This window comes from Streptomyces sp. NPDC001410, from assembly GCF_042895235.1.
Taxonomy (GTDB): domain Bacteria; phylum Actinomycetota; class Actinomycetes; order Streptomycetales; family Streptomycetaceae; genus Streptomyces.
On sequence record NZ_JBIAWE010000020.1, the window covers coordinates 1 to 13,333 of the forward strand.

Genomic DNA, 13,333 nt, shown 5'->3' on the forward strand with positions numbered 1-13,333 from the left:
TAACTCACCCCGGAGCCGCTCCACTTCCCCCAACCTCACACCACGAGGATGCCCACCACCAGCCGAGATCACTCGACGTAACGAAGCACTACTAGGGTCTGTCCGGCGGATCACCGCATCGTAGGCTCCAGGGCATGCACAGCACTCTGACGGAGCACGCGCGGTGTCTCTACGGAGACGAGTACCGGACGACGCCGGAGTGCGGTCGCGAGCACCAAGAGCACTACTTCGTCGAAGAGCTGACCTTCGCTGACGCGGATTCGATCCTCGCCATGCTGCATGAGCTCAGCCCGCACGTGGTCGACGGTTATCTGCCGGTTTGGGTCCGCAATCTGGCCTATCGGTTGGTGCTCCTGCAGCGCCCGGACGAGCCGGCGCTCATGCGGGAGGCTGCCGAGAACCTGTGGCTGCACGGCCCAGACTGGGACCACATCGCAGCGGATTTGACGAGAAGGGCGGACGCTCTGGAAGCGCGCTGATCCATGCGTCCGAACGGATCGAAACGGCGCATGACTCCTACCATCCCCCAGCCGTCAGAACCGCGTTGTCCAGACGGGCCTGCCCGCTCGGCGGGAAATCGAGAAGAAAGTTTCCCGCCCTGCGGGTAGTTCGGCGCTCGCCGCCGTTCCGCGCTTGTAAGTCCTGTCAGCCTCAGGAGATCAAGGACCCGGAACCGGGTCGCGAAGTGTTCACACACCCCGCGAACCGCTCTCCGACGCCCGAAACGCCACCACCCTGAGTACACAGGAGTATCAATGCACGACCTGGCTGGTCAGCCCGCTCCCGCTGTGAAACTGCAGCGCATCAACGGCGACCACAAGCCGAATCGGCTCGCCGTCCCCATCGCCGAGGCCGCTGAGCGACTCGGTGTCAGCTACCAGACACTGTGGCGAGCGATCCGCGAGGGCGATTTCCCCGGCATCAAGATCCGCGGCCGCATTCTCGTCCCGATCAAGGCCATCGAGCTGCTGATGGAGTCCGTGACTCAGTCCGGGCAGCTCGTTGACGTCGCCGAGTGGACGGCCGCTTGGCGAACCGAGACGGCCATCGCCGAGGTGAGCTGAGATGGCCACACCGCGCCGTACTGTGCGCCTCGCTGCAACCTCGACATCCCGCCGAGTCAGGCGTCGAAGTCGTACTCCAGGATGTACGAAGCCGAATCCAGGACCATCTCGTTCACTTCGACGGCGCGCCCTCCATCGGCGAAGGCCGTGCGGCAGATCTCGATCACCGGCGTCCCCATGGAGAGATCGAGCTGCGCGGCCTCGCTCTGTGCAGGCATCCGGCAGCGGATCTCTTCACGGAAGTGCACGGGCTTGTGGCCGAGTTCGGCGAGGCGCGCATATGTTCCGCCCGGCCCCGTGTCCTCTTGGAGGATGGCCGATCCCGCTACAAGCTCGGCCGACAGGTATGACGTGGCGAGCAACACGGGCTTTCCATCCAAGACGAAGCGCCGACTCCGCGCGCAAGCATCCGCGCCTTGCGGCAGATCGAGAACGGCGGCGACTACGTCGGGCGCCGGCCGCACACCGACTTCAAGCTGGTCGACCACCAGCCGCCGATCCTCGACGTCGACCGCCCAGATCGACCGCCCCGCCCCCCAGTTCTCCTTCGCGAGGCGCTGAATCCCTCTACGCCGAAGGGGTCGAAAAGCACGGACGAAGACGCCAGCCCCCTTGCGGGCCTCTGCAACGCCTTCACTCCGCAGCACCCCGAGCGCCTGCCGCGCGGTCATGCGAGCCACTTCATAAGTGGCCATGAGGTCATTCTCGCCGGGCAACCGGTCGCCGGGGGCATAGACCCCTTCCTTGATCGCCCGCTTCAGGTCATCGGCGATCCGCTGGTACTTGGGCTGGCGGCTGGCGCCCTGGGTGGCCATCGAGCGATCACTCTCCCTTCCTCTCTAGACAGCGTACGGGCGACACCCGCACGCGCGCATCGAGGGGGATCACCCCCTTTCGCCATCCGACAGAAGCCCCGTTGACATCTCTAGAGATGTTCGGTTCACTGAAGACGTCTCTAGAGATGTCAGCCAAAGTGTGGCGTCTCAGGAGAGCTCTTGTCACGGGAAAGCCCTGGTGAGTCGCGAGATCACACGGTGCCGCCAGCACCTTCTGATCCCTCACCAGGGCCCCACATCACCCCCTGAGCACACAGGAGGATCGATGCACGACCAGGTTAATGAACAGGCCGCCCACGTCGTAAAGCTGCAGCGGGCCGGCCGCGAGCGTCAGCCCGGCGCCAAGCTCGCCGTGACGATCGCCGAGGCCGCCGAGCAGCTCGGCGTGAGCTACCAGACACTGTGGCGGGCGATCCGTGAGGGCGAGTTCCCCGGCATCAAGATCCGCGGCCGCATCCTCGTCCCGATCAAGGCCATCGAGCTGTTGATGGAGTCCGTGACTCAGGCCGGGCAGCTCGTCGACGTAGCCGAGTGGACGGCCGCTTGGCGAGCCGAGACGGCCATCGCCGAGGTGAGCTGAGATGGCCACACCGCGCCGAACTGTGCGCATCGCTGCCACCTCGAAGCCCACTCCAGCCCCGCTTGACTGGCGAGCTCAGATGGCGAGGCGAACCGCACAGGCCGCTCCTCGCCTCGACGAGGACATCGAGCGCCGGGCCGCCTGCGCCGGCCGGGACACCGACATCTTCTTCCCTCACGCGTCCGACACTCGGGCCGTCGAGATGGCCAAGGTCATGTGTCGAAGCTGCCCGGTCATGCAGGCCTGCCTGATGCAAGCGCTGCGGAACGGCGACGAGTTCGCGGTCTTGGGAGGCACGACCCCCGACGAGCGGCGGCTCATCCGTCGCCGGCTCGCCACGCAAAAGCGCGAGATGGGGGCGGCGGCATGACTTCGCCCACGAAGTTCCGCAAGGAACACGGCGACCCGGTCACTTGGTGCGGTGCGGAGTTCGACGAGTACCTCGCCGTCTGCGACCGCAGCAAGGACATCACCGAGCGCCTGGAGGGCGCGGCCGCCGTCGATATGAACGGCGCCGAGGTGGAGATCGCGTGCACCCGCGGCCTGTCGGACGACGAGGCTCAGGCCTGGCCCACCAGGCAGGACCTGGCTTCCGTCGGAAAGCCCGCGGACCAGTCGGGAGGTGCCCGGTGAGCGTCACCGAGCTGCACGCGTCCGGCGACACGTACGCCGAGGGCCTGGCGCGTGCCGAGCAGCTGCAGGCCGACGCCGAAGCCAAGCGCATCAAGAACGAGGGCGAGCGCGTCCGCCAAGAGCTGGCGAGCGAGCGGGCCCGCGCGAAGGCGCAGAAGGACATCCAGCGCGACCTCGACGACGCGACCGAGGAGCGCCGGCGCCGCGAGGAGACCCGCCGAGAGGAGGCCGCCGCCAAGGCCAGGGCCGAGAAGTCGGCGACGACCTGGCGGAAGGCCGCGAAGACGATCGCGATCGTGTGCGTCGTCGTCAGCTTGCCGATGCAGGTCATGGCGTTCTGGGACCCGCACGCCTGGTTCCTCGTTGCCGCGCCCTTCGTCCTGGAGGGCGTCGCCTGGGCGCTGCTTTGCGGGGGGCAGGCTGCCATCGACGAGGGCCGCCCGTCCTGGCACTACCGGCTCGGGGCCCTGGTCCAGGCGCTCATCGCCGCCGGGATCAACTTCGCGCACGGCAGTGCCGAGTACGGCATCGCCACCGGGATCGGCGGCGCGCTGTGCTCCGTGATCGGCCCGGCAATCTGGGACCTGCACGAGCACGGCCGGATCGCCAAGCGCGAGGGCCGCACCCCCCGCTCGGTGCGCCGTGCCGAGCGTCGTACGGCCCATGCCGAGCTGCTGCGGCTGGGCGCGGTCAACGCCGCCCGGGCCGCCGGGGACCCGGAGGTGTGGGAGCGGGCGATCGACCTCGCGACCGCGCTGGGCGAGGTCCGTCCCGGCCGCCGCCGGAGCCCGTTCGGACTGCGCCGGCCGGAGGGCCCGGAGGTCGTGCCGAGCGAGAAGACCTACGCCCGCGCGTGCCTGGAAATCCACGGCGCGGAGCCTGGCTCGACGGCCGACCGGATCGCCCACATGCGGGCAGCCAAGCGCGCCGTCCGTCTCGCCCAGAACGGCCCCCTGGACGCCCCCGGGAAGGACGAAAAGCCGCAGGTCGATTCCCAAACGCCGTCTGCCGACGACGAGTCGTCCACGGCCCGCGTGAAGGCGTCGAGGAAGCCGGGCGAGGACGGCCGCAAGCGCAACGGCGGCACCCCGCCCCGCCGCCGCCCCGGCACGGTCAAGTACCACCCCGCCGCCCGCCGTCAGATGTCCCTGGCCGCCACCCGCCCCACCGACTGACACCGCCCCGTGAAGGAGAACACGACCATGGCCCGCATCATCCGCACCCTTGCCCTGACCGGTACCGCTGCGGCCGCCCTCCTGGGCATCGCCGGAACCGCCCACGCCGACACCCCCGAGAAGGCCACCACCGTCGTCCGGTCCGCCGTCGACCGCGCGGCCGGCGCCCCGGTCACCCTCCCCTCGGGCAAGGCCGTCCACATCCGCGGTCTCGACACCGCCGCCTACCGCGCCGACGCCGCCCACCGCTCGGCCGTCGTCACGGTCGCAGACGGCCAGACCGGTCAGCCGGGCATGGCGGGCATCGACTTCAGCCTGCGCCAGGGCACCACGGGCACCGGCGCCACCGTCGGCACCCCGGCCGGATACAACCAGCAGCAGGTCCAGGTGCAGTCGGCCGGAGGCACGATCAGCGTCGTCGCGATGCTCGGCATCGGCCTGGCGGTCTTCACCTTCGTCATGGTCAAGAAGGGCCGGATCAACGCCTGGCACGCCACCGCGCTGGTGATGTTCGGCGTGGTCCTCGCCCCGACCACCTTCGGCCCGCTCCTGCAGAACCTGGGCGTGTCCGCCGCCACCTCCCTCGGCAACGTCTGGTCCGGCTTCTAGGCCCCGCCGGCGAACCAGTCACCCCAACCCGCCTTCACCGAAGGAGTTCACTGATGGCACTCGAAATCTTCGCCGACGCCTTCGTCCTGAACCACGCCAACGGCCGCCAGTCGAAGTGCGTTGCCTGGGCCGAGCGGATCAACGCCAGCACCATCCGCTTCGACAAGATCACCTGCACCGAGTGCGACGGCGAGGGCCAGCCGAAGGGCGAGCCCACCCACGGCGAGATCCTCGCCCGCGTCCAGCGCCACGCCGCCGAATGCGGACAGCGCTACGAACAGCGCGCCTACCGCTGCGTCGACGCCGACCGCAAGGGCGACCGCTTCGACTGCGCCGCCGCACTCCACCACTGACCTCTCCGAAGCCAGCACGTCAGCAAGCCCACTAGCCAGCTAGCCGGGGCGCGCAAGGCGCCCCGGGAGAGGGGAAACCGGCTGATGGCCATCGACACCAACCCCCACCTGACCGGGGACGAGGACATCGTCGACGCCGAGATCATCGAGGCCGAGGAGGTCACTTGCACCGAGCGGGCCAAGGACTGGGCCACCCGCCGCCGCGTGCAGGCCGCCGCCGCGTTCGCCGAGCAGCGCGCCCGGGTCGCCCAGCGCTTGCAGGAGTGGTTCGCCACGGCGGACGTCACCGACGAGCGCCTCGCTCAGGACCTCGAGCGCAAGCGCCGCCAGGCTCAGCGCGGCCAGGAGGCCGAAGTACGGGGCCGGATCAAGGCTCTGCAGGCGAAGCTGCGAGGCGCCTCCCCTGAGGAGGCAAGCGGGATTGCCGCGCAGCTGGCGGGCGCCGAGGCCCAGCTCGCCCTCATCGCGGGCGACGCGGACGCCGACCGGATGAAGGTCGACGGCCGGGCCCTGAGCCGGGCCCGCTGGGCGAAGAAGGCTGGCCGACTGGCAAGCGCCATCGGCGTCGTCGTGGTCTATCTCAACGTGGTCGCCATGGCACCGATGTTCGCTCTCGCCGGACTGGGCGCCGCGCCGTTCGGCTGGTGGTACCTCTCCAGGCCGCTGGTCGACGAGGAGACCAAGCAGGCCGGGAAGGTCGTCCTGACCGAGACCCCGGACGGGGCGGTCATCGTGGTGGACCAGGCGACCGGCGAAGCCGTGCTGGCGGAAGACGCGCCGTTCGTGCCGGACACCCTGGCCAACCTCGGACGGGTCAGCCTGTTCAAGCGGGAGTCGGGCCGGGTCCAGGGCGAATCTGACCTGGTCACCGCCCTGGTCAAAGCGGGCATCATCACCGAGGCCCAGCGGGACGAGACCCACCTCGCCGGGGTCATCCAGCCGTCCGGCCCGGGCTGGACGGCCACCGTCGAACTGCCGCGCGGCGTGAAGGCGTCGGCCGCGATCAGCAAGGTCGAGGACCTCGCCTCCTCGATGCGGATCAAGAAGACCCGGATCGAGATGTCCGCCGACACCTCCGAGGAGGGGCACGAGGGCCGCTTCGTGCTGTGGGTCGCCGACGAGGACAATCCCTACGGCACCGGCAAGGTCCCGTCCGAGCTGATCAAGGCAGAACGGTGGGACTACTGGCAGCACGGCGTACCGCTCGGTGCCGACGCCCGCCGCGAGCGCCACACCCTCCACCTGCTGTGGTTCTCCCTGCTCATCGGCGGACTCATGGGCTACGGCAAGTCCTACCTCGCCCGCCTGGTCGCCGCGGCGGCCGCGCTGGACCCGACCGTGCGGATCATCGTCATCACCGGCAAGACCGGCCCGGACTGGGCACCGCTGCGGCACATCGCCCACAAGTGGATCGCCGGAGCCACCCCCGAGATCATCCGCGAGGTCCTGGACGTCATCGGCGGCACCATCGAGGAGATGCAGGACCGGGGCACCGAGCTGGACCGCCTCTACGAGGAGGACCCCGAGTCCGTCCCCGAAGGGAAGATCACCCCCGACCTGGCGAAGAAGGGCATGGGCCCGGTGCTCCTGGTCGTCGACGAGCTCCAGAGCTGCTCGATGGCGCCGCACTGGTCCAGGTCCCCATCGACGAGGATCGCGACCCGGAGGCCGGCGGCCGGGTCAAGATGCGCTCGGGCCGCGACCTGATGGTCGAAGGCTTCGCCCGCTACGTGCGCGTCACCCGGTTCGTCGGCGGCATGGGCGTGTTCATCACCCAGCGCCCCGACGCCGACTCCGTCCCGACCAAGCTGCGCGAGGTCTGCGCCAAGCGCGCCTCGTACCGGGTCAAGGGCGACCGCAGCGCCAAGATGGTCCTCGGTGACGACGCCGTGGCCAACGGCGCAGCCCCCCACCTGCTCACCGAGGCGAGCCGGGGCGTGGTCGTCCTGGACCAGGGCAGCGACGACGGCCACGTCACCCTCAAGGCCGATGTCATCGACCTGCCCGACTTCAAGGAGATCTGCCTGCGCGGCCGCCAGCTGCGCGAGGAGGCAGGCACCCTCACTGGCGACGCCGTCGTGTACGGCAAGACCCACGCGGCCGAGGCCACCGCCCGCGGCCTGATCGCCGACTGCATCGCCGTCATGGACGCGGACGGCGTCGACCGCATCCGCACCCAGCGCCTGGTCGAACTCCTCCAGCTCCGCTACCCCGACCGCTACGGCGACCTGACCACCACCCAGCTCCAGGCCCAGCTGCGGGACGCGGGCGCCGGCACCACCCGAAAGCTCGGCCCGCTCGACGGCATGGCCAACCCCAACGGCTACACCCGCGAGCAACTCGCCGACGCAGCACGCAAATAGGGACAGACCATCCCGGTCGAACCCCCGGTCGGCGCTCAGCCGATGCCCGGAATGCCCCAGTAAACACCCGGTCCCGCAGGGTACCGAACTGGTCGGCAGACCACCCGGACCGCCCTGACGACCGCCCGCCAAACCGGTGCATATCCGGCACCAACCGAGGGTCGACCACCCGCCCAACCACCCGTCAAACCAGGACAGAAGGGCGCTCGCTCGCCTGGACAGCACCCGGGCGCCCCACCCCAACCCTGATCACGAAGGAGCACACGCCATGGCAGGCAAGGTCTGGCAGCCGAAGGACGCGAAGAAGTTCGCCCGGCAGGCCAAGCTCAACCGGCCCTACTACGTGGTGATGCAGATCGCCACCAACCTCGCCCCGTACGAGGACTCCCAGCTCTATAGCGAGTACGTCTTCGAAGGCCACCGCCCCTTCACCGGCACCCCGTACTGCGGCTCGATGGACGCCGAATCCCTGTGCCTCCTGTACGGGCCCGTCTACGAGGAGCCCCCGGCCGACATCCGCAACATCGCCACCCCCGGCCCCCAGGTCGCCCCGCCGCTCGGCAGTAACGACTACGCGGCGTACCTCGACGAGGCAGAGATCCGTGGCCTGGAGAAGCGCGTCGCCAACGGCAGCGACCCCAAGCGCCGTCGCCCGCTCGGTGGCTGGAGGGCGTGATCCCCATGACCTCGACCCGCGAGCAGCTACTGAAGGAAGCCGCCGACCTGGTCCTGGAGCACGCCCGCAGTGGCTTCGCCACCGACCCCCAGCCCATGGCGGCCGCCATCGCCGCGGCCCGCAAGGCCGGGATTGGCGTGCAGGAGATCGCCGACTACAACGCCGCCCGGCCCGACCGCCAAGGCCTCTGACACGACCGGGGCGCCCCTTCTCGCCTGGACAGCACCAGGGGCGCCCCTCCCAACCCGCGCATCGCGCAGGAGGTAGAACGAGATGAGCACGACCACCCTGGCCAGAGCAAGCCACGCAGGTGACGTCACCGAGGCGCCCGTCGACGTCGACGGCCTGGTCGTCGAAATCGAGCGGTACCTCGCCGCCCGGACCCGCACCACCGCCCACCCGCTGGTCACCAAGACCACCCAGCAGCTCATCGACGAGGCACTCCGCGGCCTCACCTCCGCCCCGGCCGCCGACCGTTCCCCGGTCCTCGCTCCGCCGCCGGCCTGGCTGCGACGTCTGCCGGAATGGGCGCTGTCCATCTCCCTGGTCCGCAACCGGTGGGGCGCCGGCACCCGCCAGGTCACCGCCGCTGAGCACCTGGAGCTGACCGCGCTGGTCATCGAGCGGTGGGGCTGGGCCTGGGGAGCCGACCGCGACGAGGACGGCGGCCGATGCATTCGCGGCGCCCAGTTCGTTCTGCTGCGCCTGGGCTACGGGAATGCCGACACCCTTCACCGCGCCACCGACCACCTCCACCAGGTCCTCGCCCCATCGGGAGGTGGCTCGTTCGTCGCCTGGAACGACACCCCCGGCCGGACCCGCGACCAGGTCCTCGCCCTGCTGCGCGCCGCCGCCGGCGAAGCCCGCTGATTCGAAGGAGAACGCAATGAGCACCGCCCAGAACCTGGTCACCTTCACCGTCACCTGGTCCGACCGCACCGAAGACGGCGCGGGGACGTTCAGGACGACCAACGTCCGTATGCCACACCTCAACCACCGCTTCGCCGCCCGCAACATCGCCAAGCGCGTCTTCGGCGACGTCGACCAGTACGACCGGGTCCACATCCTCAGCATCCGAGAGGCGTGGTGACCATGGGCTGGAACGTCTCCCACGACACCAACCAGCACGGCGAGTTCCGCCGCTCCTACACCTCGATGTCCAACCTCGCGCAGCAGCTGGCCCACGTGCTGACAGCCAGCGACTGGCGATCGATCGCCTACCTGTTCAACCGCCCGTCCGGCGACCCGTTCACCGTGGACCCGGCAGAGGCCGGCCGCGTCGCCCAAGTCCTGCACACGGCGGCTACGCACCAGCTCATGCCCGGCGACTGGGGCGCCACGGCCAACGAACTTGCCGACGCCGCCGACCGCGCGGCGGCCGCGGGCCAGCCATGGGAGTGGAGGTGACCAGCGTGACCACCACCGTCACCATCTCCCACGGCAGCGACCTATACGGCGAGGAACGCCGCTCCGTCCAGCAGATCGCGGCCCTGGTCAAGCAGCTCTCACAGCTCTTGCCCGCCACGGACTGGGCGCACATCCGGGACCCGTTCGACGCGGCGCTGCGTGGCGAGAAGGCCGAGGTCGAGCCGGGCCACGCCCGGCAGATCGCGATCGTGCTGCGGCGCGCGGCCGCCGACTGGCTGATGCCGACCCGGTTCGAGCGGGAGGCCCTGCTGTTCGCTGAGGCCGCCGACCGCGCCGCGGGCGCCGGCGAACCGTGGGAGTGGTCGTCGTGATGCACTGCGAGTTCTGCGGCGAGGCCAAACCGGACGTCACCGTCCGGCAGGACCCGTTCGCCTGGGTCGTCCTCGATGAGGACGACCAGGTGCCTATGTGCGACAGGTGCGAGCAGACCCGCTTCGACGACTCCTGAACCCGCAGCCGTGTGCGCATCGGCACACCGCACATCAAGCGGGGCGCGACCGCTGCCTCCTACAACCCACGGATCGCGCCCCGCATTGTCCACCGAGCGAAGGAATGCATTCATCATGCCTGCCCACAAACCGAGTTGGGCGCCCTCGACACTGGTCCGCGTCGATGACTACGACGCGCGGAACGCCTCCGACGGCCGCTCTCGATACGGTGCCTATCTAGCCGCCCGCCTCGACTGGTTCCACGAGTACGGCGTGCCGGACCAGCCGCTGTCGCCCGCCGAGTTCGCGGCGGCGGCGTGGACGGTCGCGACCTCGCCCGTCATGTCACCGGGCTACGTGCGCATCCGGCCCGACCTCAGCGGTATCACCTCCGCCTTCTCTGAGGACGGAGAGGGCCGTCTGCTGTTCGAAATTCAGGTCCCGCTCGATCACTATGACCTGCGCGCCGAGTGCCGTAGCCGCATCCCGCGCGCCTGGCGCGACTGGCAGCCGGGGTCGGTCCTCGACACCGACTCATCCGGCCCGTACCGGCCCCGCCGGGAGCCGGACTCGCAGCGACCGGCCCTGCTGACCACGGCCGTCATGCGACTGGTGGCCGAGGACACCTGGGGCTTGGTCACGCCCCAGCACACCACCGGCGACGGCCTGGTCGACGACGCCAATCGGGCCATCGCGGTCCTGGCCGCGAACATCAACGAGCACGGCGGACCGATGGTCGCCGCTCTGCGGGGTGAACGCTGATGGACGCCCGCCCCGTTCCCGCACACGGAAGGCGGGCACGTCATGCCCGCGGTTGCCGCTGCGCCGCCTGCCGGGAAGCGAACACAGCCCACGACACCGAACCTGCCCCGCTGCCGACCTGGCTGGCCGCCCTGATGCCGTCTCGCAGAACCACCACCGCACCGAGAGGAGTGGCGTGAGCACGCCCCAGCACGCCCCCAGCGACAACGTCATCCCCATGACCGAGGCGCCGAACAGCATCGAGGCCGAGCAGATCGTTCTCGGCGCTGTCATGTTCGACGCCGCCGTCCTGCCCGAGATCGAAGAGGAACTCGGGCAGGACCCTGCCGTGTTCTACCGCCCTGCCCATGAGACGATCTGGCGCGCGATCCTGGAGCTCGCGGCAGGCGGCATCCAGCCGACCCCGGTCGTTCTCGCCGACGCGCTGTACAAGGCGGGCGACCTTCAGCGGGTGGGCGGGGCGACCTATCTGCACACTCTCTACGGGGCCGTGCCAACAGCCGGCATGGGCCAGTACTACGCGAAGATCGTGCGCGAGCATGCAGATCGGCGGCAGATCGCGGCGCTTGGCACCCGGCTCATCCAGGCCGCGCGCGAATCCGGCGAAGACCACGACGAGCTACTCGCCGCAGCACGTCACGCGCTCGACCGCACGACGGTCGAGGAACGCTGGCCTGCCCCAACCCCCATCGGCCAACAGGGCACACTGTCCTCTTTCCCTGTGGAGGCCCTGCCCACCTGGGTGGCTGAACAAGTAACCGCCGTTGCCGAGTTCACCCAGACACCCGCGGACATGGCCGCCACCATGGCGCTCGCCGCGCTCTCCACCGCCGCCGGCGGGCGCGTCCACGTTCAGATCCGCGACGGATGGGTCGAGCAGACGAACCTCTACCTGGTCGTCGCCATGCCCCCGGCGTCCCGCAAGTCGGACGTCTTCGCCGCCATGACCCGTCCGATCTACGACATCGAGTCGGTTCTGCAGGAGGACGCCCGCCCTTCCATCATTGAGGCCGAGGTCGCGAAGGAAGCTGCGGAGGCCCGCGCCGAAGCCATCATGACCAAGGCACGCAAGGTCGACGACTCCACCGCGGCTACTTCCCTGGTCGCCGAGGCTGCCGGCCTACGCATGGAAGCCGAGGCCATCGTCGTCCCGCCCAAGCCCCGCCTGACCGCCTCGGGTGACGTCACCCCCGAGACCCTGACCAAGCTCCTGAGCACGCACGGCCGCCTCGGCGTCCTGTCCCCGGAGGGCGACCTCTTCGACATCATCGCGGGGCGCTACAGCTCCCGCCCCAACCTCGGCGTCTTCCTCCAGGGCCACAAGGGCGAACGCCTCCAGGCCGAACGCATCACCCGTGACGCCGACTTGGGCGAGAAGCCTGCCCTCACCATCGGCATCACCCTTCAGCCCCCCGTGCTGATGGATCTCGCCCAGACCCCGGGCGCCCGCGGCCGGGGCCTCCTGGCGCGCTTCCTCTTCTCTCTCCCGGCGTCAACCCTCGGCTACCGCAAGATTGTTGTCCCGCCGGTCCCGGAGAAGACGTCCCGCACGTATGAGTCCCGCCTCACAGCTTTGGTCCACACCCTCACGGATCTCCCTGAGCCGGTCACCATCAAATGCTCAGGCCCGGCCGACCGGGCCGTCATCAAGCTGCAGGAAGCGATCGAGCCCCAGCTCCGCCCGGACGGCGCCCTGGCTCACATCGACGACTGGGCAGGCAAGTACGTCGGAGCGGTGGCCCGTATCGCAGGCCTTCTGCACCTCGCCGAACCCGCCACGGGCCGCTGGGGCGAATCGATCGAGGCGGCCACGATCAAGCGCGCCATTGCGATCGGCGAGTACTACACCGCCCACGCCCTGGCGGCCTTCGACCTCATGGAAACCGACGCTGACAGCGAGAAGGCTCAGCTGGTGCTCGACTGGATCCGCCGGACGAAGGTGACCAGCTTCAAGGCCCACGAACTCGTCACAGCCCGCCGCCGGGCCTTCCCCACCGTGAGTTCCACAGCTCCGGCACTGAGGCTCCTCGAGGAGCACGGCTACGTCCGTCGGCTCCACGAAGAACGAACCGGGACGCGTGGACGCCAACCGGCTGCGCTGTACCGAGTGCATCCTGGCCTCAAGGATGAGTAATGGCCCCATCTTCGAAGGTGGGGCTGGTTCTGTTCGCGAGTTCCGGTTCCGGCTCAACTTTTGTGAAGCGACACCGTGCGCGAGCGTCCACGCGGCTGTCGGCCGCTGACGTGCCCGTTCTCAGTCGTCATCGGACCGATCCGCTGCACGGCGGCGGTCCACCACAGAAGTTGAGCCAGAACCTGAGAACGGACGTCGTGTGTCGACGACTTCTGTCCGTTGCCATCGACGCCAGCCGTCTTGGGCCATGCGCCCTTCCAGGGGTGTGATGGCAGGTAGGTGATCTCCGCTG

The 13,333-nt window shown here is 69.6% G+C and carries 20 protein-coding genes; 19 read left to right on the forward strand and 1 reads right to left on the reverse strand.

The window, feature by feature from the left end; translation table 11 throughout:
* Nucleotides 1-134: 134 nt before the first annotated feature.
* Complete coding sequence (locus ACFY3C_RS35445) at nt 135-479, forward strand: hypothetical protein (RefSeq protein ID WP_390773721.1); 345 nt, start codon at nt 135-137, stop codon at nt 477-479.
* A 276-nt stretch (nt 480-755) separates the two neighbouring features.
* The gene (locus tag ACFY3C_RS35450) at nt 756-1,064 is read left to right on the forward strand and encodes a helix-turn-helix domain-containing protein (protein WP_390773722.1); all 309 of its coding nucleotides are present in this window, start codon (nt 756-758) and stop codon (nt 1,062-1,064) included.
* A 56-nt stretch (nt 1,065-1,120) separates the two neighbouring features.
* Here ACFY3C_RS35450 and ACFY3C_RS35455 read toward each other — a convergent pair whose 3' ends face one another.
* Nucleotides 1,121-1,879, reverse strand: coding sequence for a GntR family transcriptional regulator (locus tag ACFY3C_RS35455; protein ID WP_390773723.1), 759 nt, complete (start codon nt 1,877-1,879; stop codon nt 1,121-1,123).
* A 286-nt stretch (nt 1,880-2,165) separates the two neighbouring features.
* Here ACFY3C_RS35455 and ACFY3C_RS35460 point away from each other — a divergent pair, with 286 nt between their 5' ends.
* From ACFY3C_RS35460 to ACFY3C_RS35540, 17 genes are all read left to right on the forward strand, one after another.
* Nucleotides 2,166-2,480 (forward strand): helix-turn-helix domain-containing protein, encoded by a 315-nt coding sequence (locus tag ACFY3C_RS35460; protein WP_390773724.1) that lies wholly within the window; start codon nt 2,166-2,168, stop codon nt 2,478-2,480.
* A gap of 79 nt (nt 2,481-2,559) precedes the next feature.
* The gene (locus tag ACFY3C_RS35465) at nt 2,560-2,850 is read left to right on the forward strand and encodes a WhiB family transcriptional regulator (protein WP_390773725.1); all 291 of its coding nucleotides are present in this window, start codon (nt 2,560-2,562) and stop codon (nt 2,848-2,850) included.
* The gene (locus ACFY3C_RS35470; RefSeq protein WP_390773726.1) at nt 2,847-3,113 is read left to right on the forward strand and encodes a hypothetical protein; all 267 of its coding nucleotides are present in this window, start codon (nt 2,847-2,849) and stop codon (nt 3,111-3,113) included. The genes ACFY3C_RS35465 and ACFY3C_RS35470 overlap by 4 nt, the downstream gene beginning before the upstream one ends.
* Nucleotides 3,110-4,288, forward strand: coding sequence for a hypothetical protein (locus ACFY3C_RS35475; protein ID WP_390773727.1), 1,179 nt, complete (start codon nt 3,110-3,112; stop codon nt 4,286-4,288). Before ACFY3C_RS35470 ends, ACFY3C_RS35475 begins: the two co-directional genes overlap by 4 nt.
* 27 nt (nt 4,289-4,315) lie before the next feature.
* Nucleotides 4,316-4,897 (forward strand): hypothetical protein, encoded by a 582-nt coding sequence (locus ACFY3C_RS35480; RefSeq protein ID WP_390773728.1) that lies wholly within the window; start codon nt 4,316-4,318, stop codon nt 4,895-4,897.
* Nucleotides 4,898-4,950: 53 nt separating this feature from the next.
* On the forward strand, nt 4,951-5,250 hold the full coding sequence (locus ACFY3C_RS35485; RefSeq protein WP_390773729.1) for a hypothetical protein: 300 nt from the start codon (nt 4,951-4,953) through the stop codon (nt 5,248-5,250).
* 84 nt (nt 5,251-5,334) lie between these two features.
* Nucleotides 5,335-6,957, forward strand: coding sequence for a hypothetical protein (locus tag ACFY3C_RS35490; RefSeq protein WP_390773730.1), 1,623 nt, complete (start codon nt 5,335-5,337; stop codon nt 6,955-6,957).
* Nucleotides 6,936-7,613, forward strand: coding sequence for a hypothetical protein (locus ACFY3C_RS35495; RefSeq protein ID WP_390773731.1), 678 nt, complete (start codon nt 6,936-6,938; stop codon nt 7,611-7,613). Before ACFY3C_RS35490 ends, ACFY3C_RS35495 begins: the two co-directional genes overlap by 22 nt.
* A gap of 268 nt (nt 7,614-7,881) precedes the next feature.
* A complete protein-coding gene (locus ACFY3C_RS35500; protein ID WP_390773732.1) occupies nt 7,882-8,289 on the forward strand; it encodes a hypothetical protein in 408 nt (135 codons plus the stop codon).
* A 5-nt stretch (nt 8,290-8,294) separates the two neighbouring features.
* Nucleotides 8,295-8,480, forward strand: a complete 186-nt coding sequence (locus ACFY3C_RS35505) for a hypothetical protein (RefSeq protein WP_390773733.1) — start codon at nt 8,295-8,297, stop codon at nt 8,478-8,480.
* A gap of 82 nt (nt 8,481-8,562) precedes the next feature.
* A complete protein-coding gene (locus ACFY3C_RS35510) occupies nt 8,563-9,159 on the forward strand; it encodes a hypothetical protein (protein ID WP_390773734.1) in 597 nt (198 codons plus the stop codon).
* 16 nt (nt 9,160-9,175) lie between these two features.
* Nucleotides 9,176-9,379, forward strand: coding sequence for a hypothetical protein (locus tag ACFY3C_RS35515; RefSeq protein WP_390773735.1), 204 nt, complete (start codon nt 9,176-9,178; stop codon nt 9,377-9,379).
* Nucleotides 9,373-9,696 carry a hypothetical protein gene (locus ACFY3C_RS35520; RefSeq protein WP_390773736.1) on the forward strand — a complete coding sequence of 108 codons (324 nt, stop codon included), beginning with the start codon at nt 9,373-9,375 and terminating at the stop codon, nt 9,694-9,696. The genes ACFY3C_RS35515 and ACFY3C_RS35520 overlap by 7 nt, the downstream gene beginning before the upstream one ends.
* 5 nt (nt 9,697-9,701) lie before the next feature.
* A complete protein-coding gene (locus ACFY3C_RS35525; RefSeq protein WP_390773737.1) occupies nt 9,702-10,028 on the forward strand; it encodes a hypothetical protein in 327 nt (108 codons plus the stop codon).
* A complete protein-coding gene (locus ACFY3C_RS35530) occupies nt 10,025-10,165 on the forward strand; it encodes a hypothetical protein (protein ID WP_390773738.1) in 141 nt (46 codons plus the stop codon). Before ACFY3C_RS35525 ends, ACFY3C_RS35530 begins: the two co-directional genes overlap by 4 nt.
* Nucleotides 10,166-10,280: 115 nt before the next feature.
* Nucleotides 10,281-10,907 (forward strand): hypothetical protein, encoded by a 627-nt coding sequence (locus ACFY3C_RS35535; protein ID WP_390773739.1) that lies wholly within the window; start codon nt 10,281-10,283, stop codon nt 10,905-10,907.
* A gap of 217 nt (nt 10,908-11,124) precedes the next feature.
* Nucleotides 11,125-13,041, forward strand: coding sequence for a DUF3987 domain-containing protein (locus tag ACFY3C_RS35540; protein ID WP_390773740.1), 1,917 nt, complete (start codon nt 11,125-11,127; stop codon nt 13,039-13,041).
* Nucleotides 13,042-13,333: the final 292 nt, after the last annotated feature.